The organism is Pontibacter sp. T17, assembly GCF_057219875.1.
This window is the reverse complement of record NZ_JBXVVW010000001.1, coordinates 783,444-808,368: the sequence shown is the minus strand read 5'-3', so window position 1 is coordinate 808,368 and position 24,925 is coordinate 783,444. Positions and strand designations below refer to the sequence as shown.

Annotated in this window: 22 protein-coding genes; 12 read left to right on the top strand and 10 right to left on the bottom strand. The window is 59.0% G+C overall.

What is annotated here, in order from left to right; translation table 11 throughout:
- The first annotated feature begins 96 nt into the window (after positions 1 to 96).
- Both proS and AC2D8O_RS03740 read left to right on the top strand, forming a co-directional pair.
- Entirely contained in the window at positions 97 to 1,590 is a 1,494-nt protein-coding gene (proS, locus tag AC2D8O_RS03745; protein WP_484677450.1) for a proline--tRNA ligase, read from the top strand.
- A 57-nt stretch (positions 1,591 to 1,647) separates the two neighbouring features.
- A complete protein-coding gene (locus AC2D8O_RS03740) occupies positions 1,648 to 2,709 on the top strand; it encodes a gliding motility protein GldB-related protein (RefSeq protein WP_484677449.1) in 1,062 nt (353 codons plus the stop codon).
- An 8-nt stretch (positions 2,710 to 2,717) separates the two neighbouring features.
- Here the strand turns inward: AC2D8O_RS03740 and AC2D8O_RS03735 are convergent, their stop codons facing one another.
- On the bottom strand, positions 2,718 to 3,221 hold the full coding sequence (locus tag AC2D8O_RS03735; protein WP_484677448.1) for a hypothetical protein: 504 nt from the start codon (positions 3,219 to 3,221) through the stop codon (positions 2,718 to 2,720).
- A gap of 85 nt (positions 3,222 to 3,306) precedes the next feature.
- Between AC2D8O_RS03735 and AC2D8O_RS03730 the strand changes: the two genes are divergently transcribed.
- Positions 3,307 to 3,777 (top strand): RidA family protein, encoded by a 471-nt coding sequence (locus AC2D8O_RS03730; RefSeq protein WP_484677447.1) that lies wholly within the window; start codon positions 3,307 to 3,309, stop codon positions 3,775 to 3,777.
- Here the strand turns inward: AC2D8O_RS03730 and AC2D8O_RS03725 are convergent.
- Genes AC2D8O_RS03725 through AC2D8O_RS03715 form a run of 3 tightly spaced genes read right to left on the bottom strand, consistent with a single transcriptional unit; the run spans position 3,774 to position 8,214 of the window.
- Positions 3,774 to 4,589, bottom strand: a complete 816-nt coding sequence (locus AC2D8O_RS03725; protein ID WP_484677446.1) for a Rossmann-like and DUF2520 domain-containing protein — start codon at positions 4,587 to 4,589, stop codon at positions 3,774 to 3,776. The two genes, AC2D8O_RS03730 and AC2D8O_RS03725, sit on opposite strands and share 4 nt — an antisense overlap.
- Before the next feature lie 52 nt (positions 4,590 to 4,641).
- Complete coding sequence (gene ccsA, locus AC2D8O_RS03720; protein WP_484677445.1) at positions 4,642 to 7,749, bottom strand: cytochrome c biogenesis protein CcsA; 3,108 nt, start codon at positions 7,747 to 7,749, stop codon at positions 4,642 to 4,644.
- An 18-nt stretch (positions 7,750 to 7,767) separates the two neighbouring features.
- Positions 7,768 to 8,214, bottom strand: coding sequence for a cytochrome c maturation protein CcmE domain-containing protein (locus tag AC2D8O_RS03715; protein WP_484677444.1), 447 nt, complete (start codon positions 8,212 to 8,214; stop codon positions 7,768 to 7,770).
- A gap of 261 nt (positions 8,215 to 8,475) precedes the next feature.
- Between AC2D8O_RS03715 and AC2D8O_RS03710 the strand changes: the two genes are divergently transcribed.
- The 3 genes from AC2D8O_RS03710 to AC2D8O_RS03700 are packed head-to-tail and all read left to right on the top strand — an operon-like array spanning position 8,476 to position 11,749.
- Complete coding sequence (locus tag AC2D8O_RS03710) at positions 8,476 to 8,673, top strand: Sec-independent protein translocase subunit TatA/TatB (protein ID WP_484677443.1); 198 nt, start codon at positions 8,476 to 8,478, stop codon at positions 8,671 to 8,673.
- A 15-nt stretch (positions 8,674 to 8,688) separates the two neighbouring features.
- Positions 8,689 to 10,131 (top strand): Asp-tRNA(Asn)/Glu-tRNA(Gln) amidotransferase subunit GatA, encoded by a 1,443-nt coding sequence (gene gatA, locus AC2D8O_RS03705; RefSeq protein WP_484677442.1) that lies wholly within the window; start codon positions 8,689 to 8,691, stop codon positions 10,129 to 10,131.
- A gap of 28 nt (positions 10,132 to 10,159) precedes the next feature.
- The gene (locus AC2D8O_RS03700; RefSeq protein ID WP_484677441.1) at positions 10,160 to 11,749 is read left to right on the top strand and encodes a lytic transglycosylase domain-containing protein; all 1,590 of its coding nucleotides are present in this window, start codon (positions 10,160 to 10,162) and stop codon (positions 11,747 to 11,749) included.
- A gap of 81 nt (positions 11,750 to 11,830) precedes the next feature.
- Here AC2D8O_RS03700 and AC2D8O_RS03695 read toward each other — a convergent pair whose 3' ends face one another.
- Positions 11,831 to 12,976: a HEAT repeat domain-containing protein gene (locus tag AC2D8O_RS03695; RefSeq protein ID WP_484677440.1), complete on the bottom strand. Its 1,146-nt coding sequence runs from the start codon at positions 12,974 to 12,976 to the stop codon at positions 11,831 to 11,833.
- A gap of 80 nt (positions 12,977 to 13,056) precedes the next feature.
- Here AC2D8O_RS03695 and tilS point away from each other — a divergent pair, with 80 nt between their 5' ends.
- Positions 13,057 to 14,433, top strand: coding sequence for a tRNA lysidine(34) synthetase TilS (gene tilS / locus AC2D8O_RS03690; RefSeq protein ID WP_484677439.1), 1,377 nt, complete (start codon positions 13,057 to 13,059; stop codon positions 14,431 to 14,433).
- Here tilS and kdsB read toward each other — a convergent pair.
- Genes kdsB through AC2D8O_RS03675 form a run of 3 tightly spaced genes read right to left on the bottom strand, consistent with a single transcriptional unit; the run spans position 14,409 to position 17,102 of the window.
- Entirely contained in the window at positions 14,409 to 15,185 is a 777-nt protein-coding gene (kdsB, locus tag AC2D8O_RS03685) for a 3-deoxy-manno-octulosonate cytidylyltransferase (protein ID WP_484677438.1), read from the bottom strand. The two genes, tilS and kdsB, sit on opposite strands and share 25 nt — an antisense overlap.
- Complete coding sequence (locus AC2D8O_RS03680) at positions 15,185 to 15,535, bottom strand: NfeD family protein (RefSeq protein ID WP_484677437.1); 351 nt, start codon at positions 15,533 to 15,535, stop codon at positions 15,185 to 15,187. The genes kdsB and AC2D8O_RS03680 overlap by 1 nt, the downstream gene beginning before the upstream one ends.
- Positions 15,536 to 15,575: 40 nt before the next feature.
- Positions 15,576 to 17,102 carry an amino acid adenylation domain-containing protein gene (locus tag AC2D8O_RS03675; protein WP_484677436.1) on the bottom strand — a complete coding sequence of 509 codons (1,527 nt, stop codon included), beginning with the start codon at positions 17,100 to 17,102 and terminating at the stop codon, positions 15,576 to 15,578.
- Between the two features lie 183 nt (positions 17,103 to 17,285).
- Here AC2D8O_RS03675 and AC2D8O_RS03670 point away from each other — a divergent pair, with 183 nt between their 5' ends.
- The 3 genes from AC2D8O_RS03670 (at position 17,286) to AC2D8O_RS03660 (ending at position 21,172) form a co-directional block, all read left to right on the top strand.
- The gene (locus AC2D8O_RS03670) at positions 17,286 to 17,531 is read left to right on the top strand and encodes an acyl carrier protein (protein WP_484677435.1); all 246 of its coding nucleotides are present in this window, start codon (positions 17,286 to 17,288) and stop codon (positions 17,529 to 17,531) included.
- 72 nt (positions 17,532 to 17,603) lie between these two features.
- Positions 17,604 to 19,310 carry a GDSL-type esterase/lipase family protein gene (locus AC2D8O_RS03665; protein WP_484677434.1) on the top strand — a complete coding sequence of 569 codons (1,707 nt, stop codon included), beginning with the start codon at positions 17,604 to 17,606 and terminating at the stop codon, positions 19,308 to 19,310.
- Positions 19,307 to 21,172 (top strand): LysM peptidoglycan-binding domain-containing protein, encoded by a 1,866-nt coding sequence (locus AC2D8O_RS03660; protein ID WP_484677433.1) that lies wholly within the window; start codon positions 19,307 to 19,309, stop codon positions 21,170 to 21,172. Before AC2D8O_RS03665 ends, AC2D8O_RS03660 begins: the two co-directional genes overlap by 4 nt.
- Positions 21,173 to 21,185: 13 nt before the next feature.
- Here AC2D8O_RS03660 and AC2D8O_RS03655 read toward each other — a convergent pair whose 3' ends face one another.
- Both AC2D8O_RS03655 and porV read right to left on the bottom strand, forming a co-directional pair.
- Positions 21,186 to 22,238, bottom strand: a complete 1,053-nt coding sequence (locus AC2D8O_RS03655) for a hypothetical protein (RefSeq protein WP_484677432.1) — start codon at positions 22,236 to 22,238, stop codon at positions 21,186 to 21,188.
- Between the two features lie 236 nt (positions 22,239 to 22,474).
- Positions 22,475 to 23,611 carry a type IX secretion system outer membrane channel protein PorV gene (porV, locus tag AC2D8O_RS03650; RefSeq protein ID WP_484677431.1) on the bottom strand — a complete coding sequence of 379 codons (1,137 nt, stop codon included), beginning with the start codon at positions 23,609 to 23,611 and terminating at the stop codon, positions 22,475 to 22,477.
- 206 nt (positions 23,612 to 23,817) lie between these two features.
- Here porV and lpcA point away from each other — a divergent pair, with 206 nt between their 5' ends.
- On the top strand, positions 23,818 to 24,399 hold the full coding sequence (gene lpcA, locus AC2D8O_RS03645) for a D-sedoheptulose 7-phosphate isomerase (protein WP_484677430.1): 582 nt from the start codon (positions 23,818 to 23,820) through the stop codon (positions 24,397 to 24,399).
- A gap of 55 nt (positions 24,400 to 24,454) precedes the next feature.
- Positions 24,455 to 24,910: a tellurite resistance TerB family protein gene (locus AC2D8O_RS03640; protein ID WP_484677429.1), complete on the top strand. Its 456-nt coding sequence runs from the start codon at positions 24,455 to 24,457 to the stop codon at positions 24,908 to 24,910.
- Positions 24,911 to 24,925: the final 15 nt, after the last annotated feature.

Here is a 24,925-nt window from a genome sequence, read left to right as displayed (position 1 = left end):
AGACAGTTTCAATAGGATAAACGTTGCATGGGCCAAAAACTGGTTACTTCCTAACATCCCTTAACTACTTAGCACAGCAACCGTTGCTGCTCTTCCATGGCCGACAAACTGCCCACCCGTGCCGAGAACTACTCCGAATGGTACAATGAACTGGTAAAGCGCGCCGACATGGCCGACAATTCGGCCGTGCGCGGCTGTATGGTTATCAAGCCGTACGGTTATGCCATCTGGGAACGCATGCAGGGCGTTCTCGATGCCATGTTCAAGGAAACAGGCCACGTCAATGCCTATTTCCCCCTGTTCATTCCCAAGTCGTTCCTCAGCCGTGAAGCCGAGCACGTAGAGGGCTTTGCCAAGGAATGCGCTGTGGTAACCCACCACCGTCTGCGCGCTACTGCTGATGGCAAAGGCGTGGAAGTGGATCCTGAAGCCCGTCTGGAGGAAGAGCTCATTGTGCGCCCCACCAGCGAAACCATCATCTGGAGCACCTACAAAGATTGGGTGCAAAGCTACCGCGATCTGCCCCTGCTCATCAACCAGTGGGCCAACGTCGTTCGTTGGGAAATGCGCACCCGTATGTTCCTCCGCACAGCCGAGTTCCTGTGGCAGGAAGGCCACACCGCCCACGCCAGCGCCGAAGAAGCCATTGAGGAAACCGAACGCATGCTCGGCGTCTATGCCGACTTTGCCGAAAACACCCTGGCCATGCCCGTCATTCGCGGTATCAAGTCGCCCAGCGAACGCTTCGCCGGCGCCCTCGAAACCTACTGTATCGAGGCCATGATGCAGGACGGAAAGGCCCTGCAGGCAGGCACCAGCCACTTTCTGGGCCAGAACTTCGCCAAAGCCTTCGACGTAACGTTCCTCAACCGCGAGAACAAGCGCGAGCACGTGTGGGCTACCAGCTGGGGCGTCAGCACCCGTCTGGTGGGCGCCCTCATCATGACCCACTCCGACGACAACGGCCTGGTACTGCCCCCCCGCCTTGCCCCCATTCAGGTGGTGATTGTTCCTATCTACAAGAGCGACGAGGAGAAAGCTGCCGTGCTGGGTAAGTGCGACGAGATTTCGGCCCAACTGAAAAAAGCAGGTGTGCGCGTGAAAGTAGACACAGACGATACCAAGCGCCCCGGCTGGAAGTTTGCCGAGTGGGAGCAGAAAGGTGTGCCTGTGCGCCTGGCTCTCGGGCCCAAGGACCTCGCGGCGGGTAACATTGAAGTGGCCATCCGTCACAGCGGCCATAAGGAAGTACGGCCGCTGGATGCTGTTATCGCGGGTATACCCGATTTGCTGGAGCAGACCCAGACCGACCTCTTCAACGCAGCCAAGCTGCGCCTTGACAGCCGCACCTATAAAGTGGACGACTACAGCGAGTTCAAGCGCCTGCTCGACGAAGGCAAGGGCGCCGATGCCCCCGGCGGCTTCCTCATGGCACACTGGGACGGCACCCCCGAAACCGAGGCCCGCATCAAGGAAGAGACCAAAGCCACCATTCGCTGCATCCCCATCGGCGCGCCCGAAGAAGACGGCAAGTGTATCCTCACGGGCAAACCCAGCAAGCGTCGCGTGCTTTTTGCCCGCGCTTACTGAGCCACTTATTCGATATTCGCAGGGGGAGGCAACTCCCCCTTTCTGTTGCTCACACACATGAAAAGACCTTCCCATCTCGCACTGATCCTGTCGCTCGGTGTGGCGCTGGGCCTAGCCAGCTGCAACAAAACCCAGCAGGACGGCACCACCCCACCCGTCATTGAGAATGAGCAGCTGCCGCCCCTGACGCTCGGCATCCGGCGTTCGGAGCTGGACATGCGCCGCCTGGCCGATACCCTCAAAACCAAGCCCAAAGACCTGCTGCCGCCTTTTGAAGCCGTCATGGAAAGCCGGTTCTTCTACGAACTGCTGGCCAATGGCGACACCACCGTACCCCTGAAAGCACTGGCACCCGAACTGGCACGCTTTGCCAACGACCGCAATACCCAGGCCCTCATCGACTCGGTATTGAAGCGCTACCCCACCAACTACGACTTCGGTGCCCTCATCCTCAAGCCTCTTCAGCGTATGAAGGCGGCCTTCCCCAATGCTTCTATCCCGCCCTTCCGTACTTACATCACTGGCTATCATGAGGAATGGCAGGTCACTTACGACCCTTCTTTCCTCTCTGACAAATACATGGGCATCGGCTTGCACTATTTCATGGGTGAGGAATTCGCCTTTTATCCGCCGCTGCTGCCCCGTTACATCAAAGCCCGCCAGACGCCCCAGCATATCCCTGTGAACCTGATGGGTCTGTGGGTGGACCGCCTGTTGCCGCAGATAAAGCGCGGTACGCGCCCTCAGCTGATTGAGGCAATGGTGCGCGCGGGCATCCGGCAGTATTTCCTGGAGCAGACCTGCCGCGAGTCGCCCGACTCCATCCGTTTTGGCTATGCAGGCAGCCAGATGAAATTTGCCTACGCCAACGAGCAGGCCATCTGGAACCACCTGCTGCCCAAGCTCTTCGACCAGGAAGAGTTCGGCTACCGCGACTACATGTTCGAGGGGCCGTTCACCAAAGCCTTTGGCCCCGAGTGCCCCGGCAAAATCGGGCACTTCATCGGCTGGCGCATCGTACACGCCTACATGGAGGCACACCCCGAGGTAACCCTGGCGCAGCTGGTGCAGCGCGTCGATTACCTCGAGATTTTCAATGCCAGCGGCTACAAGCCGTAAGTATTCGCCTAGTCGTTGTCCTCGGCCTCATGAGTGGAGGCCGGGGCCTGCGCGGGGGCATCCTTCCGCAGTTCGGGACGGCGAATCTGCCCGCCCAGGTTCGCGGTGTAGGCCATGCCCATGCCACTGAAAATGGCAATGGCCAGCGCTGCCCATACCATCTTCTGCGCGTGCAGGGTGCCCTTGCGCAGCATAAAGAAGCCCGCCCCTGAAACAAGTGCCGTGACGATGCCCAGAATCACAGCGCGCTCGGCCATCTCCTCGTGCTCATGAATCAGCTTGTGGGTGGCTTTGTCATCGAAGCCCTGTAGGTGCTCTACTTTCTCCTCAGCGCCCTCGCCGGTGGCTTTTGTGGGCAGCACCGACAGGCCAAATACTACCAGCAGCACCAGGGCCGTCTGCATCACAATATGCCGCTTGGTCAGCACGCCATACAGCAGCATCAGGGTAGCCGTCACATAGCCCACTACAGGGGCATGCGCCAGCAGAAGGTGGATATAATGGGCGTCCATGTTGTAAGGTAGGTAGGTTGTTAATGTCTTCTCAAGATAGAAGGTCTGCTGCAACCTTTGGTGCCAACCGGGTATAATTGGCTGTATGAAAACACTCTTCACGCTCATCCTGCTGGCCTTCAGCATTGCCGCCCTGGCACAACAGAAACCCATTGTCGAGAAGATCAAGCCCAAGGGCAACTATGCCCCCACTACCTACACGCCTGTAGTTACCATCACGGGTGGCACGCTGGTGCTGTTCTCGGGCCACGTGGCGCTTGACGAACAGGGGAATATGGTAGGCCCCGGCGATATGGAAACCCAGGGCAGGCAGGTATTTCAGAACCTGAAGCGAGCCCTTGCCAGCGTCAATGCCGACTTCTCCAATGTGGTGAAAGTCACCTACTATGTGGTGGGGCTGAACGACAGCACACAGCAGATTGTGCGCAAGCTGCGGCGCGAGTTCATCTCCGACGAAATGGCACCCGCGTCCACGCTGGTCGGCGTTCAGGCGCTCTCCGAGGGCTTCCTCATCGAAATCGAGATTACGGCCGTAATCCCTACGCCCAAGCCTTAACGGCTAGGGTGATAGCGCTCAAGAATCTGGCGCGAGAGCAGGGCATACAGCTCTGCCAGGTGCGGGTGGCTCTGTTGCAGCAGGGCCTCCTGCCGCTCCAGCGTTTTGCGGTCGCCACGCATGGCAGGCCCGGTCTGGGCCTCATGTGGCGGCATTTCCTCCAGGCGGCGCACCACTTCCTGTAACAGCGGCAGGTACACGCGGTAGTTGGCACCGCCAGCTCCCTCGGCCAGTTCGCCAGCGCAGCCTACCAGGTAGTTCACGAAGTTGGCGGCCATCACGGCGCCTACATGCAGGCGGCCCCGCTGCTCGCTCGATGTCTCATACACATACTCTGACAGCTGCCGCGCCAGACGCCCCACCGCATCGCGGCTCACTTCCGTGCCTTCGTAGAACAGCGGTACCTCGGCCAGGCTCACAGCATAGTGGCGGCTCAGGGTCAGCATGGGCCAGATAACACCCATCTGCTCGCCCAACGGCGCCAGCACTGACAGTGATACACTTCCTGCCGTGTGCAGAAACAGCGTTTCGGGCAGTGACAGCCCCTGCAATTGCGCCACTACCTCGGGCAGCGCGTCGTCCGACACCGCCAGCAGCACCAGCCGGCAATCCGGGCTCAGTGCGGCCAGGCTGGCAATCACCTGCCCCTGTCCGGCCTGCTGCACCAGCTGTTCGGCGCTGGCAGCGGTGCGCGAATACACCTGCGCCAGCCGGTAGCCCTGCCGCAGCAGCGCCGCAGTGAGGTTGACAGCCATCGCGCCCGAGCCGATGACAGCAAACGAGGCACCGCGGGGCAGTTCGAAGGTGGACATAGGAAGCGGGAAACGTAGGGAAGGGAGGACCGATTCAGGACTGGACATGACTTCACGTAAGTGGCTCTGCGGGCTGTCCCAGTCGTTCCTCACGGACCCGGCGGTAGATGGCTACCGCAAAGCCGAAGGTCATGACAAAGGTGCCCAGCCACAGAAGGTTGATGTACGGTTTGTGTATCGCCTTGAAGGTGATGAAGTCGTCGGGCTCTACTACCTGACTGGCGCGCAGCACCAGCTGAAAGCCGTTGGCCGACTGCGCTATGCCCTCGAAGCTCAGGCTCAGCCCCAGCTTCTCCAGCGACGCGTCCACGTGCTGGGCATCGTGGCCCTTCACAATCAGCATGGGCGAGGGGGTGTAAGTAATGCCACCCGCCACCACGCGCAGCTTGGCACGCAGCACGGCGTCAGCCCCGGCATACTCCTTCAGGCCATCCACCTTCACGATATCGTCCAGATACACCACGCCGCGTTCCAACTGGGCACTGTCGCCCTTGGCCAGCCGCAGGTCTGTGGTTTCCACCTTGCGGGCGGCTGTGTCTGCCTCTTCCTTCGGAATGGACGACACGTAGGTGTACAGGTCGCGCCCCAGCCAGATTTCCCGGTCAGGGTGCAGCACCAGCCCCATCCGCTCGCTTACTTCGGCTTCGGGTTGCAGCACAAAGCGGCGGCTCGTGTCAGCCTGTTTCGTCTCGGCGTCCAATGGCAGAAACTCCAGCAGGTACTTGCTGCGGCCATTGATCATCTTCGGCTGAATGATGCCCAGGTTTTCTTCTACAAACTTATGCAGCTTGGCCAGGTCGGGTTCGGGCTTGCCATTGGGTTCCAACGGCTTGACCAGCAGGGCAGCCCCGGCAGGCATCCGGAAAAACTCCCACGGCACTTCCAGTGCATAGCGTTCGCCGGTGGCATCGTCAAACGCCACCTTCAGGCCCTGCGCTTCTTCCGATACTACAGCCAGCTCTTCTATAGGCGCTTCGGCCTGCCGCTTGCCCAGATACGTCACCTGATAGCCCGCCACATACTTGGGCTTGTTCTTCACCAGCAGCACGTTGTCGCGCTTCGATTCCTCATCGAACGCCTCGCCCAGGTCGCCCGGAGAGAAGTTCAGGCTCACAGTAGACTCATAGCCACTGCTGAAGAGAATACCCAGCAGCATAAGGCCAAAGCCTATGTGTGCCAGCGAGCCGCCAATGCGCTTACCGCCACCGGCACGCCGCGCCAGCATGATCAGTATATCCAGGTTGGCCAGTATGGTAAACACACTTGCAAAGAGCAGCAGTTCGTCGGCCACCTGCAGCAGCGCATAGCCGGCAAAGCTCAGCCAACTGCCCACGCCGCCTTTCTCCAACAGCGCCTGCCCTGCCAGCTGGAAAGGTTTGCGGTAGGCAAACTCCCAGCCCGTGGCCCAAAGGCCCAGTATCACAACGACGGAGGCCAGCGCCGCCGCCGCAAAGGGTCGGTACAGCGCCTTCAGGAAGGTCTCGCGCTCTATTTTCGTCCAGAACACAAACTGGCCCAGCGCCGACAGCAGCGCGATGCCGATGCCGAACCACACGTTCCACTTATAGTAGAACAACTGGATTTTGCCCGTAGGCGCCAGATTGCTGCCAAATATCTTGTTGAACACCGGCAGCGACGTCACTACCGAGATCATGGCCGCCGAGAACGTCAGCGTCAGCGCCGCCAGAAACAGAAACATTTCCCGCGACCAGAATGGCTTCTCGCCACTTTCAGGCAGGTCGTTCCAGCGATAAGCCATCAGCAGGCTGATGAACACTACGTATACCATCAGCAGCGTCAGCAACTGACCCGAGAGGCCCAGGTCGGTGAAACTGTGCACCGAGGCGTCGCCCAGTATGCCACTGCGCGTCAGAAAGGTAGAGTACAGCACCAGCAGGAATGTGGCAATGACCAGCAGCATCGCCGACCGCAGGTGGGCTTTGCCATGCCGATACGCCAGCCCCACGTGCAGCGAGGCTACCGCCGTCAGCCACGGCACCAAAGAGGCGTTCTCCACGGGGTCCCAGTTCCAGTAGCCGCCGAAGTTCAGTGTCTCGTAGGCCCAGTAGCCCCCCATGATGATGCCCACGCCCAGAATGGCAGTGCTGGCAATCATCCACGGTGCGGCGGGCTTGATCCAGCCGGCATAGTCGCGCTTCACCAGCCCCGTCAGCACAAAAGCGAACGGCACCAGCGTCAGCGCAAACCCCAGGAACAGCGTCGGCGGGTGAATCACCATCCAGTAATTCTGGAGCAGGCTGTTCAGCCCGCGGCCGTTGGCAGGTACAAAGTCCGGATTGGTCTTGAAGATCGCTTCATCGGGGAAAGCATCGCGCAGCAGCACAAACGGCGAGCTGCCCAGCTTCAGGGTGCCCACCTCGGCAAAACCTGCGGCCCAGGCCACCAGCAGCAGCAATGCGCCCAGCAGCCCTGTGCTCAGTGCCGGGCGGCTGCGCCATACCCAGCGCAGGAACAGCCCTGTCACTACGGCCAGGAATACTGCCTCCAGCAGAAACGCTGGCGAAGAAAGATTACCACCCGTCAGGAAGCCGGTCTGGCTGCGGGTCATGTTCAGCCACAGCAGCACGGTCAGCAGCATCAGACTGCCCCACACCACCCGCGACTCGCGTTTCGCCGGCTCCTTGCCCAAGAGTGTTGGAGCCAGCAGCGCCAGAATTCCCGCAGTGGCGGCGGCTATTACGATTTCCAGCGTGGTCTGTTGCAGTTGCACGCCCAGTATCATCGTCGCCAGAAGAATCTGAATGCTGGAAATCACGGCCATTACCCCGGCCTTCCACGCGGGCGGAGCCGTGGCCTGTACAATAAGACCCAGCACCGCGTGCCATACCATCCACGTCAGGAAGCTGCCCTCCTGCCCTTCCCACAGGCACGAGATGATGAAGTGCAGCGGCAGTTCGTTGCTGCTGTGGCTCCATACATAATGATACTCGTAGCGGTGTGTACCCAGCAACAGCAGAATGGTAGCCAGAATGCCCAGCACCGAAAAAGCATGCACCCGGAAGGCCCAGGTGCCCACACCGGCCCGGACCTGTGGCCGCCCCGACAGCTGGTCAAAGTAGGCCACACTCGCCACCAGGGCGGAAACAAACGCCAGGTCTGTCAGGACAAACCCGGTAGTGCCATTGATAAGCCACTCCATGTTTTCTGAGCGCAGGGGTTAGTGGGCGGCCGAGGAGTCGGCGTTCTCTTTGTGGTGAATCGGCTGCGTGTTGGGGGCCACCTCTATGGTTTCCAGCTTGCCTTCGTTGTACTTGCTGGGGCACTTCATCAGAATTTTGTCGGCCTGAAATACCTGGCCATCCATTTTTCCTATGACCACTACCTTTTGTGCTTGCTCAAAGTTGGCGGGCTGAGGGTCGTTGTACTGAACCAGTTGTACCCGCCCTGAGGAGTCCTGGAGATAAAACGAAAACTGGTCGTTGGCAGGGTTATACTTTGCTTCGTCGCGCCGCACCCAGCTGGCCACGATGTGTACCTCCTGCCCGGTTTTCTCCTCGGCAGTCTTGAAGTCGGTGTAGGTGCTGACATTGTCTGCCAGATTGACAACCAGCAGGGCTGTGAAAACAGCCAGCACCAGCAGTACAATGATTCCTTTCTTGTTCATGGGGCGTCGCGTGTTCCTTGTTCGTTGGCATAACGAACAACGGACGGCAAATGTCGCAAACCCAACGCAAACCCCCACCCCAACAGCCTTAATGCGCTGTTAAAATGCCATTTTTCCCCACTCAAGGCCCGTTTACGCAAACTTCAACCTACACTTTTCATCCTTCAACTCACCTTATTTAACGCCTCCGCTATCTCAAATGCAGGTGGGGTGGCGTTACTAAGGATAATCTTACCTTTACGGACTTTTTCCCTTACCGCCATGTTCGGACTCGGCACCACTGAAATCATACTTATCCTTGTAGCGATCCTGATTTTCTTCGGCGCTAACAAGATTCCAGAATTTGCCCGTGGCCTTGGCCGTGGCATCCGCGAGTTCAAGGACGCCGCCAACAACGTGCGCCACGACATCGAAAAGGAAGCCAGCAAGCCCGCTGAAAAAACTCCCGAGAACAAGTAATTCCCGGCTCCACCTGTGAGGTTGCACCACACGCTTGCCGCGCTGCACAACGATCTCCGCTCGGGCAAACACACCTGCCTGTCCGTCGTACAGCACTACCTTGACCGCATCGCTGCCCAGGCCCATCTGAATGCCTTTCTGGAGGTCTATGCCGACGAGGCGCTCCAGCAGGCCCGCGAGATGGACCAGCGTATCCAGCAGAACGGCCTCGACAAAGCCGGCCGTCTGGCGGGCATGGTCATCGCCATCAAGGACAACATCGTTTACCAGGGCCACGCCAGTTCTGCGTCCTCGCGCATCCTGGGCGGCTTCTCCTCGCTCTTCACCGCCACGGCCCTCCAACGTCTCATCAATGAAGGAGCCATCATCATCGGCCGGTGCAACTGCGACGAGTTTGCCATGGGTTCCAGCAACGAGAACAGTGCGTTTGGACCTGTTCGCAACCCCATCAATCCCGATCGCGTACCCGGTGGCAGCTCCGGCGGTTCAGCCGCAGCTGTAGCAGCAGGCATGTGCCATGCCTCGCTCGGCAGCGACACCGGCGGTTCCATCCGTCAGCCCGCCGCGTTCTGTGGCCTGGTAGGCATGAAGCCTACCTATGGCCGCATTTCACGCTACGGCCTCATTGCCTACGCCAGCAGCTTCGACCAGATTGGACCCTTCGCCAACAGTGTGGAAGACGCCGCGCTCCTGTGCGAAATCATGGCCGGGGTCGACGAGAACGATAATACTTCCAGCACCCAACCGGTAGCCCCCATGGTGCCAAATGCTGCCAGTGGTGCCAAATATCGTATTGCCGTGCTGGGCGACGCAATCAACTCGCCCGGCCTCTCTGCCGACGTCCGCCAGGCGAGCCAGACCCTCGTTGACCACCTCAAAGCCGAGGGCCACACGGTAGACGTAGTCGAGTTCCCCATTCTCGAGTATCTCGTCCCCACCTACTACATCCTCACTACCGCCGAAGCCTCCAGCAACCTGGCCCGCTTCGACGGCATCCGCTACGGCTACCGCGCCGAGGGTGTCATGCCCCTCGAACAGCTCTATCGTCGTTCGCGTACTGAGGGTTTCGGGAGTGAGGTAAAGCGCCGTATCATGCTGGGCACCTTCGTGCTGTCCAGTGGCTATTACGACGCCTACTATACCAAAGCGCAGAAAGTACGCCGCATCATCCGCGACCAAACGCGTGATCTCCTGAGCCGCTACGATTTCCTGCTGTCGCCCTCCACGCCCACACCGGCCTTCCGCATCGGCGAAAAGAGTGATGACCCCATTGCCATGTACCTCTCTGACATTTTCACGGTACATGCCAACCTTGCGGGTATGCCTGCCCTCTCTTTGCCCGTAGGCAACAACTCAGAAGGGCTGCCACTGGGCATGCATCTTCTGGCCGGCGAATTCCAGGAGCCCAAGCTCTTCGCTTTTGCACAGCAGATTGCTCAGGCTGTTGTATCTTCGTAAGTAACTGACAACGAACCAAACTGACCGCATGAAACAGGCGTTGAACCCTTTCGTCCTATTTACCAATCGAATCCAACGCCTGGGGCTGGTGATAGCCGTCGCCACAGCGTCACTGCCTGCGCTGGCCTATTCCCAGGCCAATCCAAGCCCTGTGAACGCCAAAGGCCGCATGCAGGAGCCAACCCAAACTACGCCCCTGACCGATGCCGAAGCGGCCGACATCGTGCAGATGATGGACAGCCTTCTCATCTCCTACGATCGCGAAGTAAGGCTTGCAACGCGTCAGCGCATCGAAAGCAGTGCCAACCGATATAACTTTCACCCCGACTCCACGCCCGTCTACACCCCAGAGCAGGTGGCGCAGCGCCTCCGCGAACTCCCAAGTGTAGTGCCGCTGGATTACAACACCACTGTCCAGAAGTTCATCGACGCCTATACCGTTCGCCTGCGCGGTCTGGTATCCAAGCTGGTGGGCCAGAAGGAAATCTACTTCCCCATTATCGAAGAAGTGTTTGAGCGCGAAGGCATTCCGCTGGAACTGAAGTACCTCTGCGTTATCGAGAGCGCCTTCAACAACCGTGCCCGCAGCCGCGCCGCTGCCGTGGGCCTCTGGCAGTTCATGTACGGCACCGCCAAAATGTACAACCTCCGCATCGACAGCTACATCGACGAGCGGATGGACCCCTACAAGAGCACCGTTGCCGCTGCCAAGTATCTCAAACACCTCTACAGCATTTACCGCGACTGGCACCTTGTCATCGCAGCCTATAACTGCGGACCCGGCCGCATCAACCGCGCCATCCGCATGGCCGGCGGCAAAACCAACTACTGGGAAATCATCCAGCTGTTGCCCCGCGAGACCCGTGGCTATGTGCCCAGCTACATTGCCGCCACCTACGCCCTCAACTACTACGCCGAGCACAACATCAAACCCCAATGGTTCGATTTCGGCTTCGAAGACTCTGTGAAAGTCAGTGGCAAGGAAATCAAGCTGGAGCAGATTGCCGCCATCACCCAGACGGATGTTCAGGTATTGCGCGACATGAACCCTGCTCTGCGTATGGACGTAGTGCCCTACAGCAGCAAGCCTTTCACGCTGCGCGTACCCCGCAAAGTCGCCGACTTCTTTGCCCAGTATCCCGACAGCATTTACCGCGTTGGCGCTACACCACAGCAGCAGCTTAGCAGCAGCGAGCTCAGTGAACTGGCACTCGTTGGCCGCCGTTACGACAGCGTACCCGAGAACAGCCGCTTAGTGAAACACGTGGTGCGCCGAGGACAGACCTTCGCCATCATCGCCAAAGCCTATAACGTGGATGTCAATGCACTGATGGCCTGGAACAATGCCCGCGATACCAACCTGGAAGTGGGCCAGACCCTCAAGCTGTACCTGCCTCAACGTCAAAATCTTTCACCCGCCGCCGCTACGGCTGCCCGCTCGGCAGCACAGGCCCCTACTGGCGGATACCAAACCTATCGCGTGCAGCCTGGCGACACCCTCTGGGACATTGCCCGCAAACACAACAACGTGACCGTCGAAGCCATCCGGCGCGCCAACGGTATGACCGCCTCATCGGCTATTCGCCCTGGCCAGATGCTCCGCATTCCCGTCAACTGAGCGGCCACCAACGCTTCCAGAAACAGCAAAGGCCCGCAAATGCGGGCCTCATGCTTTCAACTACCTAACTAACTCGTTTGCCTACACCAACACCGGCATTTCACGATTGTGTACGTAGGAGAGCAACTGCTCGCGGCGACTGGGCAGGCCGTAGCCCCGCATAAGGTCCGAGGCATTGGCGGCAAATGTCCAGAAGAGGTTGGCCGATGCCAGATGCCGCAGAATCAGCTGAAGTGTGCTGCACAGCCGCAGGAAAGGTACCTCCCTGTGCACAGGCTTCCCTTCGGTTGCCAAATGAAGCATGGCTCCGGCTATATCTATGCAGGTGAGTGGATTATCTACGCTGTAGAAGCCTTCCAGCAAGGGCTGAAATACCTCGCCGATGGATACCCCTGCCATCAAGAGGGCATTGCTGGTAAACTCACCAACCTCGGTACAGTCGTAAGACCACGGCAGCTCGTCATACTGCCGTTGCAATTCTTCGGTCTGCAACAGACTGGCGGTCAATTGCACCGTCACATCTTCTGAGGTCAACCGCCGCAGACTGCGGGCCATGGCCACCGCGGCCGCCCAACGCAGAATGGGCTGCTCTTCCATCAGGAAGGGCTGAAACACTTCTGCGTCTTCTTTCAGGTCGCCCAGCGCCAGCAGGATGCTTGCCTGGGTCAGAACGTCAGACTCCGCGTGCAACCGCCGTGAAAGTGCAGGCCGCAAAACCGCCTGATGAGACTTCAGATTGGCCAGCAGAAAGGCTGCATTGCGGCGTACGTCATACGTGCCTTCTGCCAGCATCTGCATAAAGACAAGCAGGTTATCGGCAAATACCCCACGCACTTTCTGCACCGTATGGGTTTCTGCATCGGCACGGAATGCATACTGAGGGTCGTCCTGCAGCAGGCGCCCTACATGGGGGTGTTCGGCATACAGTTCCAGATAGGTCTTACAGGTGGAGATGCGGGAGAGCAGCAGCAGCACATCCGCTCGAACGGGGCACTGCTCACAGTTGAGCATCCGGCAAAGCACTTCTACGGCCGGGCCCGTCGCCGTATACACCGAATGCTCGTGTACCAGCAGGTAAGACAGTTTGTGAAATGCTGAATTGCGTTCGCTTTCGTTGCCGCCGCAGGCCTTCCGAAGCACGTCTGGCAAATCATCTGCCAGGCCACAGGCATGCTCCAGGGAACTCCAGTTATAGGAGCCCAGCAGCTGTTCCAGGTTGGTTACCATTTTTCAAGTGTGAGATGAGGAGTGTGTACCTTGTGAAAGGTTTTTTCTACAGCAGAGAGGGGAACAAAACTAGCGCCACGATGCCCACGCCAACCGTTAAGATTCCTGAAGCCATCCTAAAGAGTCTTAAGGAGTTGGCCGACACTTCGATTTCATACAGGCTCCTCTTGGCCTGCAGCGGGGGCGCCGACTCTGTGGCTCTCGCCCATGCCTTGGCCCAGTTGAACCTGCCATTTGCAATCGCCCACATGCATTTCGGGCTACGCGGCTCCGATGCCGATGCCGACCTCAGCTTCGTGCAGCAGCTCGCCCACCAGTTGGGGGCCCCCTTCTTCTCCCACCAGGTCGACACCCAGGCGGTTGCAACTGCACGTGGCCAGTCGATCCAGGAAGCGGCGCGCTGGCTTCGCTACCAGTGGCTGTCACAAACCGCCGCCGAAAACGGCTATGACTATATCCTCACCGCCCACCACCGCGACGACCTTGCCGAGACCGTTCTGCTGCATCTTGTTCGCGGCAACGGCGAAACCGTCCTCAAAACCCTGCCTGCCCGTCACGGTAACATCCTCCGGCCCATGCTGGCGCTCTCCCGCCAGCAGCTCCGCCACTGGCTTCAGCAAAACCAATGGCCCTGGCGTGAAGACAAGTCCAATGCCGACGGCTCTTACCACCGCAACTTCATCCGGCTGAACGTACTGTCCGCTCTCCAGCAACTCAATCCCCGCATTGCCGAACAGCTGACCGAGCGCACCACCACTGCCCAGCGGCAGGTAAAGGTCCTGCACCAACTGCTGGCGCCGCTACTGGCCCGATGGTACACCGTCACTGCCACCGAAGCTGCCTTCCAGTGGCAGACCGCCTGTACCGAAACAGACCCTGATACCGCCCTCACCGCCGTCCTGTTTGCGCTTGAAACGCTCGGGCTTTCGCCTTCAGAGGCCCAGGAGGCTGCTGCACTCTGCATGGCACGGCCGTCGGCACATCGCACCTTCCACCAGTGGGCTGCATGGCACCATGCGGGGGTGCTTATTCTGCACCGCCTGCCGCTGCCCCCAACTCCGGCACCACAGCCACTGCCCCACACTGGCAGTCTCGAATGGCCCGGCGGCACTCTCTCCCTGCATCTCAATACACAAAAGCCTGACGCACCAGCCCTCAACCTGTCTGCCGCACTGGCGTTGGGGCCGCTCTCCATTCGCTGCTGGCAGCCCGGCGACAGGCTCCAACCCGCAGGCATGTCCGGCATGCGCAAGGTGTCCGACATCCTTACCGACCTCAAAGTATCCCCTGCCCTGCGGCCCTATCAGTGGGTAATCTGTGCCGGTCTGCAGGTAGTGTTCGTGCAAGGCTACCGTGCAGCAGCACAGGTAGCCGAAGGGCCCGAAGCTGGGCACTGGTTAGCACTAAGCTGGCAGGAAAAACCGCTGGCCGCCTATCCAAGGGGGTCTACCAGCTGACCGGTCTTCAGCATCGTCAGTATGCGTTCCAAATCGGCAGGGGTGTCCACGGCAGGTGTTTGGTCATCAGTCTCGGCAGTCAGAATCGACAGGCCAGCTTCCAGCCAGCGTAACTGTTCCAGACTCTCGGCCTGCTCCAACTGCCCCATTGGCAGGTTCGCTATCATAGTCAGCGCGGCACGGGTGTAACCATAGATGCCCAAATGACGAAAGTACGCCTGTCGCTGGGGCCATAGCGTGGTATCCGACTCACTTCTCAAATGCGGAATGGGGCTTCGGCTGAAATACAATGCCTGCCCCTTTGTCCCTCGCACCACTTTCACGGCATTGGCATCGAACAGCTCGGCAGCCTCGGTGATGGGCCGAACAAGGGTACCGATGGCTTCAGCCCTTGGCCCAGCAGCAGACAGCAGGCCACACACGGCATCAATCTGGTCGGGCCGAAGAAACGGCTCGTCACCCTGTATATTCACAAAGGCATCATAGCCCGGATGGTGGCTGGCCACTTCCATGAGCCGATCTGTGCCACTGGGGTGGTCGGGACGGGTCATCCAGGCTTCGCCGCCAAAGGCACGTACCGCATCGAAAATTCGCCTGTCGTCAGTGGCAACCACTACGTGCGTCAACGCATTGGCCTTGCGGGCCTGCCGCCAAACGCGTTCTATCATGGTCACCCCTGCAATATCGGCCAACGGCTTACCCGGAAATCGGGTAGAGGCATACCGCGCAGGCACTACACCCAGTATCTGCATCAGGCTTTCAGCTCAGGGGCCTGTATCCTTGTCACTACCAGGAAGTTGTCCTGTATCCCCACGATGCGTACCGCCGATCCTTTCGGTATCAGCTCGCCACGGGTCTGGGCATCCACGCGCTCGTCGCCTACCGCTATGATGCCCGAGGGACGCAGGTCGGTGGTGGCCACGCCTTCCAGCCCAATCATTCCACGAAGTCGCGGCTCCAGCGCCAGGTATCCATCCTGTGCTGAAAAAGTGGTGCCTTCCACAATCGGGCCCTTTGTACTGCGCGAAAGGTGGCCTATGGCCCAGATGAGGCCTGCTACGCCGGTCACAGCGCCTACTACGATAACAGTGAGGGTCAACACACTTCAAAAGTGCGCATTTCGCAGCGTCGCTACAAGGCCATCAATGGTTTTCGACTGCCATCCGTCGTAGGGCAGGCCGGTCTATTTTCCCGTTGGCATTCAGGGGCAAGGCGGTCAAAGCATGGGCCTCGCGGGGTTGCATGTAGGCAGGTAGGCGCTCCTTCAGGGCCGCCAGAAGATCGGCGGTGGGCATTGGGCAATCCTGCACAAAGAGATGCAGGGTAGTACTGCCGCTGGCATTCTGCACTGCCACCACCGCCAGGCTGCCCGCTCCCGACACCTCCCTCACATGGTGCTCTATCTCGCCCAGCTCCACGCGGTAGCCGTCAATCTTCACCTGGGCATCTGTACGGCCCAGGTATAGAAAGACCCCCGCAGCAGTGCGACGGCACAGGTCGCCTGTCCGGTAATACCGCTCGCCCTCCACTGCCACAAAAGCCTCTGCATTCTTGCCAGGGTTCTGCCAATAGCCGGGGGTCACTTGCCCACCACCAAGCAGCAGTTCGCCTTCATCCTCGCTCAGGCTGCCGTCTTCGCGCATCAGCCGCACGGGTACATCCGGCATTGGCACGCCAATAGGTACCACACCGTTGTGGGCTTCACTGGCACTGGCAGGCGTCCAGGCATAGCGCAGGCAGAAAATGGTGGCCTCAGTGGGGCCATATACGTTCTCAATTCGTGCGATGGGAATACACTGACTCCAGCCAGCGGTCAATGCTTGCGGCAGTGCCTCGCCGCAGAACAGCGACAACCGCAGTACCGGCAGCGAAATCTCCTCGAAGTACCGTTGCAGATACGTCAGCACACTGGGCACCAACAGCGCCACCGTACACTGCTCTTCCTCCAGCGTCGTAAGGATGTTCAGGTACGAAATGCCTTCTTCTGGCACTGTGCATACACAGGCCCCCACACACAGGGGGCTCAGAAACGAAAAGACCGAGAGGTCGAACGTCAGTTCAAACATCTGCAGAACTCTGTCTTCGGCCACAAGGGCATATCCATTCTCTCCCAGCACAGTTGCCAGAAAACGGCCCAGATTGGCGTGGGTAATAGGCACGCCTTTAGGGCGGCCGGTGCTGCCGCTTGTAAACAGGAGATACGCCACCCGATCGGATGCGAATGGCGGAGCTGGTGGCATTGCTGCATCGGCAATACTGGAAGTAGCAGCTGCCATCAACTGCGGGCAGTGCTCCATCAAGGCCTTGAGGGTGTCGTCGGCACGGGCGTAAAGCACATGTGTCAGGCCTGCCTCTTCGGCCACCGCCTGGTTGCGTTGCACCGGAAACTTGTGGTTCAGCGGCACGTAGGCAGCCCCCACCCAGAGGCACGCCAACAGGGCGGCATAGGTGTCCAGCGCGTTGCCAGTGTACACCCCAATGCGCTGATTCAGGCCGGCATTAGGGGCGTTAGCCTTAAGCCACTGGGCAATGCCACCCACGCGCACTGCCAGTTGGGCATAAGTCCAGTCCTGCCCATCGATTCGGAAGGCGGGGCGCACGGCATACTGTTCCACACTGCGCTGAAAAGCAGCACAGGCATCCATAGGCGGGGGCAAGGCAATCGACATTCCCCAAAAATACGTCCCCCTCCGCCCTGCGGCCATTTACAGTTTACACAACCAAAAACGTTAAGAATCAGCTACCCATTGGAAAACTTTTGCAGCCACCTATTGTGCCATCGCCTATCCTTCACACTGGCCCCCAGCTAAAAACAGCGTAGTTTGCCCCCTCATTCACCGAACTGCCGAACCATGACCTCTGCTGATATCGAAGCCGGCCTCACCGACATCTTCCGAACGCTCTTTAAAGAGCCCTCGCTCGTCATCCGCCGCGACCTCACCGCTGCCGATGTAGCCCGTTGGGACTCCCTGACCCACGTCGAGATGATTGCAGCTGTCGAGAAGCACTTCGCCGTCAAGTTCAAGCTCAAGGACGTTGTCAAGATGCGGAACGTAGGCGATCTTATTGACGCCATCGCAACCCAGAAAGGGCTCTAAGCCACCCACACGCTTCTAACTCCGTACCTTTACGGGTGGCCAGCAGCTGGCTGCCTTTCTGTCGTTGTATCCATGAAGTTCTCCGGCGCCCGCGCCCTTCTGACGCTCCTTACTATGGAAGCCCTGCTGATGGTATGGGTCTTCACGCAGAATGGGCAGGAACTGCCTGCAGGCCCACTCAGCCTCAAAGCCCCCACTTTTGCTTCCGCCTTTTACTGGACACCCAAAGCCCCCGTCAGGGCCGATTCACTGGTAGCGGACATCCTCAAGCAGAATCCAGTACTGCTCGATACTGCCGACGTGCTGGCACAGGGAGGCCCCCTCAATCTGCACATTGACAGCACCAACCTCACCCCTGCCCCACGCATCCGCATTCAGAACCCACAGGACTCCGCCTCGGGCAAATATGCCCTTGACGCCTTCTTTGAGTCGCTTGCCAGGCTGGAGGCCGACAGCAGCCGTCAGGGCCCGCCCAAAGTCCGAATTGCCCACTACGGCGATTCACAGATTGAAGGCGACCGCATCACCCAGTTTCTCCGCTACTCCTTCCAGAAGCGCTTTGGTGGCACCGGCATCGGCTACGTACAGCTCACCGAGCCCGCCACACACCATGCCCTCACGCGCACTCCCAGCGGTAACTGGAAGCGCTTCACCGTTTTCCAGAATCGCAGTAAATCTGCCTTTTACAGCCTCGGGGGCGTAGTCTTCCGTTACGGGCGCAAGGTTGATGCTACCCCCCGCAGTGCGGCTTCCGACAGCAATGCTCCCGAAGCCGCTGCCCCAGGCAAGCCGCTTCCCGGCAGCATTTTGGTAGCCACTCAGGACACCAACCCGCCTCAGCCGGAAGAAAAACCGGAAGCCAAAACCGAGAACAAAACCCCGAAACCTGCGGCCAAACCCGTTAATCCAGGGTCACAGACGCAGGCTACGTTGTTGCTCGAGCCCGTCAAGCGTCTTCGCTACGAGCGCCTTACCCTCCTATGGGGCAACAGCATTGACCCTGTGCGGCTCACCGCCACCCTCAAAGGAAAAACCGATAGCATTCTGATGCAGGATACCCTGTGGCCGGCCATTGGCCTTATCCGCACTACCATACCCGGTGCCAGAAACGACCGTCCCATTCACCTGGCATTCGATGGCCCCACACCGGATGTCTATGGCCTCCTCTTTGATGGTGAGTCAGGAGGCATCGCTGTGGATAACTTTGGCCTGCGGGGCCACAGTGGCAACGGTCTTGCCCGCATCGACGCAGCCTTCCTTACCCGGCAGGTTAACGTATTGGGAACCCGACTCATCATCTTCCAGTATGGCGGGAATATCGTGCCCTACGATGTTCCCAGCTTCAAATTCTTCGAAGACGACGTATACCGCATGCTTATGCGTTACAGACGACTGGCACCGGGCGCCTCGCTGCTCGTCATCGGTGTCGGCGACATGGGTGTCAAAACCGACGGCGAATGGCACAGCTACCCGACTGTTGAGAAAATACGCGATGCCCAGAAACGAGCCGCCCAGCGTGCAGGCGTTGCATTCTATGACCTCTACGATGCAATGGGGGGCAAAGACGCTATCGTCAGCTGGGTGAACGCCGAAGTGCCACTGGCAGCTACCGACTTTGCCCACTTCTCAGCGCCTGGCCAGCGGCTGGTGGCCAACTGGCTGTACCAGGCGCTGATGTACGAATATGATCAGTACAAACTGCGGAGGGCTCCACGCCGCTCCCAGCCCTCTGCTGCAACCGCCGCCGACTCCAACTCCTCGAACCACCCGCCCCAATGACCATGCCTCTGCTCAAGCGCCTTGCCATTGCTGCACTCCTGCTGGCATCCAGCGCCCACGCGCAGCCTCTGGCCACCCGGGACGCCCGACCCGATGCTGCACAGGTAGCTGCTGCCACCGTTACGCGCGACACCAGCGGGCTCGTCGCCGAAATCGAACGAATGATTGCCTATGGCAATCAGTATCCCTTCATCCGTTACGACCGTAACGCGGTGCAGTGGGTGTCTGCCGATGCCATGAAAACTTTCTACCAGGCCCTTGCTCGGGCCTCACAGCAGAAAGTGCGTGTTGTACATATCGGCGACTCCCATGTTCAGGCCGACATCTACACCGGCTGGGTGCGCAACCGCCTCCAGCAGCTTTTTGGCCGGGGTGGGCGTGGTGCAGTCTTCCCGTATGCCATTGCCAATACCCACGCTGCCTACGACTACACCACTCAGACCTTCGGCAACTGGGCTGCTGCACGAAACATCGAGAACAACCCCGTGCTACCCCTCGGCATTCATGGTGCCAGCGGCTACACCAACCAGCTAAATGCAGGCTTCCGCCTCATCTTCAACGATCCGGCCACCATACAGGATTCTCCCCTGCTGCGTATCTACTGTCGAAAAGGGGCCCAAAGCTTTGACCTGAAAATCCATTGTGACGACGCTCCCCCTATCGTCGTCTCCTGCAACGCTGATACCACCCAGCCCTATGTGGAAGCCCTGCTCCCCTTCATGCCCAGCAAACTGGAGGTATGGTTTACCAATCAGGGCGACAGCAGCCGCAACTACTTCGAGCTTTACGGCCTCACCATGGAGAACCCTGCCAATCAGGGTGTGCTCTACCATAGCGTGGGCATCAACGGAGCGGGCTTCTCAGCCATTCTGCGCCAGCAGCTCATGCCTCAACACCTCCAGGCCCTCCAACCCGATCTCGTCGTGCTAGACATCTCGGGCAACGAATACTACCTGGGAGGACTCGACGCCATCGACTTTGAACTCAAGCTCCGTAGTGCCATTGCACTTATCCGGCAGGGAGCACCCACTGCCAGCATACTCATCACCTGCTCTCAGGACATTTACCGCGGCTACCAGAATGTAGCTGCCTGCGCGCCGGCGTCACGCCTCGCCAAACGCGTGGCTTTTCAGCTGGGTTGCGCCTTCTACGATTACTATGCCGTCGCAGGTGGCCGCTATTCCATGCTCAAGTGGCGCGAGCAGGACCTTGCCAAACGCGACCGCGTGCACCTCACCAACTCTGGCTACCAGGTCAAGGGCGAGCTGTTTACCAATGCGTTGCTGGCCGGATGGAAAGGCAACCTCCTGCAACAGGCCACCCTCCTCGACACCGCCGATGCAACTACAGAAACCGCGCCCCTCGCCTCTGCTGACGTCGAAAACCAGCGGCTCCTGACACCGCCCCCAGTTCCTGTAGCCCGGCCCAAGGTCACTGCTACCTCGCGCATGCGCACCGTCTACGTAGTGCGCCGGGGCGATGTTCTGGGCTCCATTGCCAAGAAGTTCCGGACCACAACTGCCAAAATCCGCTCCTGGAACAACCTGCGCAACAACATCATCCGCGTAGGCCAGCGCCTCGTCATCTACACCGGTGGCTACCCCGTAGAAAGCCGTGACATCTCCACCAACGAGGATCCTGCACCCAACCTGCCCGTGCCACAGGCCAAAGCCCCCGCGCAGAAGCCGCAGACAAAGCCTGCTGCCACCAGTGCCACAGCTGCTGCCTGGCATACCGTGAAAAGCGGCGAAAGCCTCTGGACCATTGCCCAGAAGTATCACACCACTACCGCCAAAATCAAATCGTTGAACGGCCTCCGTTCAGATGCCCTCCGCCCCGGCCAGAAGCTTCGCGTGAAATAACCCGGTGAAGCACTCAACGCGAAGCGCGCAGCTTGGCGCTCGCGGGATTGGGCTGATATTTCGCCCGCCACTCATCGAGGTGTGCCCGCTCCTCGGGGTATACTTTCAGAATATCGTTAAATCGGCCACGCTCTATCATCCGCTGAATAATCAGCGCTTTGGTTTCCTCTGCGCTCAGCTCTATGGTCTCATACTCGGCTTCCAGCTGTATCGTCTGGAAGTTAAGACCATCACCCTGTAGCGTACTGCGCTTCCCTTTCTTGATCTGTATTACCAGATTCCGGATGCTCGGTATCTTCTCCCGCACCACTTTGCCACGGGCACCCCGCTCCATACCCTTGAACTCCACGTGCGTTATCACGCGGTCTTTGATCACATAGTCTACCACCACTGCACGGCCATGTTCTTCAGTCTCCACCATATCGCCGATGGAAAGGCTGGCATAAATACCATTGATGGCGCACTGCCGCCTATGGTTGGTGAACAGATACTTGAGCCGCTTGCCAAGGCGCTCCATTGGGGTCACCACCACCGCATCGTTCGGGTTGCAGGAAACGCCGCTGCCGTTGGTCTGGATTGAGCGAGAGTTGTAATATGCCCGTTGCTGAAACTGTGGGGAGAACGCAGGCCCGCACTCCGCCGTGTGAATGTGCCGTGAGTTACGCCTTGACCACTGCTGGAACCGCAACGATGCAGCTGGCGCGCAGTCTGCTGCATCCGTCCGCCGGGCATTGTTTCTCGCCCTGAAGCGAAAACTGTTGGAATAGGCCGGACCACACGCTGCTGTATGAATGTGCCGCGCTCTACGGCCCGACTTCACCTGATCAACGCTCTCTACCGCACAGTTTCTGCGGCTGGCCGCACGTGTCGCCTCGCGACGCTTGGCATTCCGCTGCCGTCCGGGACCTGGGCCTGGCGAATACAGCGTCTGGTTACGGCTGGCCGCTGCATAGTCTACTGGCACAAAGCGTCGCTCCAGGGTGGGCCTCGCTACTACCAGCTCTGCTTCAGAGGCATATTCGGCTGTGTCGCGGGCCACTATCTCCACCGAATCCCGCGTTGCCACACCTCGGGCTGCTGCCAGGACTGGGCACAGCAACGCCGCGCAGACACTCAGCGTCAGCCACAGCGGGCTTAGGGTATTTCTGGCAGACAGTAGCAGACAGGTAGAGGTTGAGCGGCAGGGCACTGTCCAGTTATCCGAACAATCACCTAAGCAATTTTACAAAGACTTCATCAATAAGCAACTAACCCAGCCGTTTGGGGGCTGGGTTAGTCCGTTTTATACCACAAAAGGACGAACTACCGTCCAATATTGTATCCAACACTGAAGCGCAAGGTGTTCTGCAGCGGATTGTTCTGCTTCAGGGGCTGGAGGAATGCAAAGTCTACACTGATCTTCTCATACTTGAAGCCAACGCCCAGCGATACATACTGGCGGCCACCCTTGGAAGGCGCTTCGTAGAAGTAGCCGATGCGACCGGCAAACAGGTCGTTGTACCAGTATTCCGCACCCGTCGAAATCGAGATTTCCTGCATCTCTTCGCTGAAACCACCGGGAGCGTCGCCAAATGAACTGAACATGCCCCCCAGTACCGACTTGCTGGCGCGGCCAGCGCTGTCGCTGGGAACCATCAGCTTGTTCAGGTCCATCGTTACGGTCAGTTTATTCGTCTCGTCAAGATCCATCCGCAGGGCAGCACCAAGCTTCAGGTTGGTAGGCAGAAAGTCGCGGTTATTGAGGTCGCGAGAGTAGTTCATTTTCGCGCCGATGTTCTGAATGTGAATACCCCACGAGAACTCCTTCAGAACAGCGCCCGACAGTGGCTTCACGTAAAAAAACGACAGATCGCCTGCCACCGATTCGCCCGGCTGGTAAGATACCCCACCGAGTTGCTGCGAACCTGCCAGGTTGCTGTTGATGTACTTGATATTGACCCCCACCGAGAAGCGATCGGTCACTTTGCGGGCATAGCTAAGGGCAAAGGCAAATTCGTTGGCGTTATAGTCACCGGTTGAAATACCCTGATTGTCGGTAAACTCAATGCGGCCAAGCGAGAAATAAGTCAGTGAGGCCCCTATAACACCCGCCTTCTCGCCCAGGTTGTAATAGCCTGGCACAAAAAAGTGGTTGATCCCGGGGATGATGTTGCGCAGCCACGGTGTGAAGTTCAGCGCCACACCCATTTTGTTGTCGGTGAAAGCCAGCGCTGCCGTGTTCCAGTACAGAGAGTTTGCATCGCGGGCGATGGCTACGCCAGCATCAGCCATGCCACCGCCGCGCGAATCCGGCGAAATCATCAGAAAGGGTACAGCCGTTGTAATGACGCTGCTGCCGGTAGTGCTCACCTGCGCGTGGGCCGAGGTGGGTAGCACCACCACCAAGGTGGCGACTGCCAGTAACAGCTGCCGTACGTGCAGGGTAAATCGAAGTGTCATCGGATGGGATGGGGTTAACAGGATATCTGTAAGCGGGCAGTCGGCCCAAATAGAGCCAAAAAACCGCTGAGGTGGCACAAGTATCTGGCCAAATATAGGAAAACCACCTACGCAATAGGCGAAACGCAATTTACGCTACACCAAACCGATGGCGCGCGACGCCGAATTACCGAACTTGGAATCCGATTTCCTAGTTTGGCCTGCCCATGACTGCACACGACATCCTCAAAGGCAATTTCGACGAGGCCGCCGCCGTCCTTACCGCGTTTGCTGTACCCGAACAGCTTGCCCGCATCGAGGCTGCCGCCAATACCATGATAGAAGCCTTGCGCAACGGCGGTAAAATCATCTCCTGCGGCAACGGCGGTTCACTCTGCGACGCCATGCACTTCGCCGAGGAACTTTCGGGCCGCTACCGCAACGATCGGCCGGCCATCGCTGCCCTCTCGCTCTCTGACCCCTCGCACATGTCGTGTGTCGGCAACGACTATGGCTACGACTTTGTTTTTTCCCGTGGTGTTGAGGCGCTCGGCCGACAGGGCGACGTTCTGCTCGCCATCTCCACCAGCGGCAATAGCGGCAACGTTATCAAGGCTGCCGAAGCCGCGCGCGCCAAAGGCATGACTGTCATTGGACTTACAGGGAAGAATGGCGGCAAACTCGCCCCCTTGTGCGACATCGAACTCCGCGTACCCCACCACGGCTACGCCGATCGCATTCAGGAAATTCACATCAAAATCATCCATTCGTTCATCCAGCTCATCGAGCAGGGGCTCGGATATGCCTGAGACGCCCGTCCTCCCACTTCCTGTCGTATCTTAACAGCCTGAACAACTGCCTACCATGAGCGTTTTTATCGATCCTGCCTCCGGACGGCCCGTCGCCCTAAACGGCAAGCCATCCCCCTTCGAGAGCCCCGCGGAAGCCTTCATCGCTGTACTTATCGCCTGCGGCCATAGCGACGGTGACCTCTCCAATGTCGAAATCGGCCAGCTGTCCGACCTCCTCAAATCCCGCCCGGCATTCGCCGAAATCAACCTCGTAAATGCTGTAAAGCGGCTGCCCAAGCTCTTCCGCGATGCCGGAGGCCTCGATCAGCTTCTCGCCGCCGCTGCCGAGACCCTCAACGAAAGCCAGCGCGAGGCCGCCTTTGTCAACGCCATCGACCTGGCATTTACCGATGGCAACTTCCGCGAAGAAGAAGTAGCCTTCCTGCTGCACATGAAGGAAGTGCTGGGCCTATCCGACGAGTTCGCCGAGGCCGCCCTCCATATTATTGGTGTGAAGAACCGAATCTGATTAAACGCTTCTGCC

Bases quoted from the DNA above. Each gene is read 5' to 3' on its own strand.
- proS (WP_484677450.1), top strand. From the start codon at position 97: ATGGCCGACAAACTGCCCACCCGTGCCGAGAACTACTCCGAATGGTAC.
- AC2D8O_RS03740 (WP_484677449.1), top strand. From the start codon at position 1,648: ATGAAAAGACCTTCCCATCTCGCACTGATCCTGTCGCTCGGTGTGGCG.
- AC2D8O_RS03735 (WP_484677448.1), bottom strand. From the start codon at position 3,221: ATGGACGCCCATTATATCCACCTTCTGCTGGCGCATGCCCCTGTAGTG.
- AC2D8O_RS03730 (WP_484677447.1), top strand. From the start codon at position 3,307: ATGAAAACACTCTTCACGCTCATCCTGCTGGCCTTCAGCATTGCCGCC.
- AC2D8O_RS03725 (WP_484677446.1), bottom strand. From the start codon at position 4,589: ATGTCCACCTTCGAACTGCCCCGCGGTGCCTCGTTTGCTGTCATCGGC.
- ccsA (WP_484677445.1), bottom strand. From the start codon at position 7,749: ATGGAGTGGCTTATCAATGGCACTACCGGGTTTGTCCTGACAGACCTG.
- AC2D8O_RS03715 (WP_484677444.1), bottom strand. From the start codon at position 8,214: ATGAACAAGAAAGGAATCATTGTACTGCTGGTGCTGGCTGTTTTCACA.
- AC2D8O_RS03710 (WP_484677443.1), top strand. From the start codon at position 8,476: ATGTTCGGACTCGGCACCACTGAAATCATACTTATCCTTGTAGCGATC.
- AC2D8O_RS03700 (WP_484677441.1), top strand. From the start codon at position 10,160: ATGAAACAGGCGTTGAACCCTTTCGTCCTATTTACCAATCGAATCCAA.
- AC2D8O_RS03695 (WP_484677440.1), bottom strand. From the start codon at position 12,976: ATGGTAACCAACCTGGAACAGCTGCTGGGCTCCTATAACTGGAGTTCC.
- tilS (WP_484677439.1), top strand. From the start codon at position 13,057: ATGCCCACGCCAACCGTTAAGATTCCTGAAGCCATCCTAAAGAGTCTT.
- kdsB (WP_484677438.1), bottom strand. From the start codon at position 15,185: ATGCAGATACTGGGTGTAGTGCCTGCGCGGTATGCCTCTACCCGATTT.
- AC2D8O_RS03675 (WP_484677436.1), bottom strand. From the start codon at position 17,102: ATGTCGATTGCCTTGCCCCCGCCTATGGATGCCTGTGCTGCTTTTCAG.
- AC2D8O_RS03670 (WP_484677435.1), top strand. From the start codon at position 17,286: ATGACCTCTGCTGATATCGAAGCCGGCCTCACCGACATCTTCCGAACG.
- AC2D8O_RS03665 (WP_484677434.1), top strand. From the start codon at position 17,604: ATGAAGTTCTCCGGCGCCCGCGCCCTTCTGACGCTCCTTACTATGGAA.
- AC2D8O_RS03660 (WP_484677433.1), top strand. From the start codon at position 19,307: ATGACCATGCCTCTGCTCAAGCGCCTTGCCATTGCTGCACTCCTGCTG.
- porV (WP_484677431.1), bottom strand. From the start codon at position 23,611: ATGACACTTCGATTTACCCTGCACGTACGGCAGCTGTTACTGGCAGTC.
- lpcA (WP_484677430.1), top strand. From the start codon at position 23,818: ATGACTGCACACGACATCCTCAAAGGCAATTTCGACGAGGCCGCCGCC.
- AC2D8O_RS03640 (WP_484677429.1), top strand. From the start codon at position 24,455: ATGAGCGTTTTTATCGATCCTGCCTCCGGACGGCCCGTCGCCCTAAAC.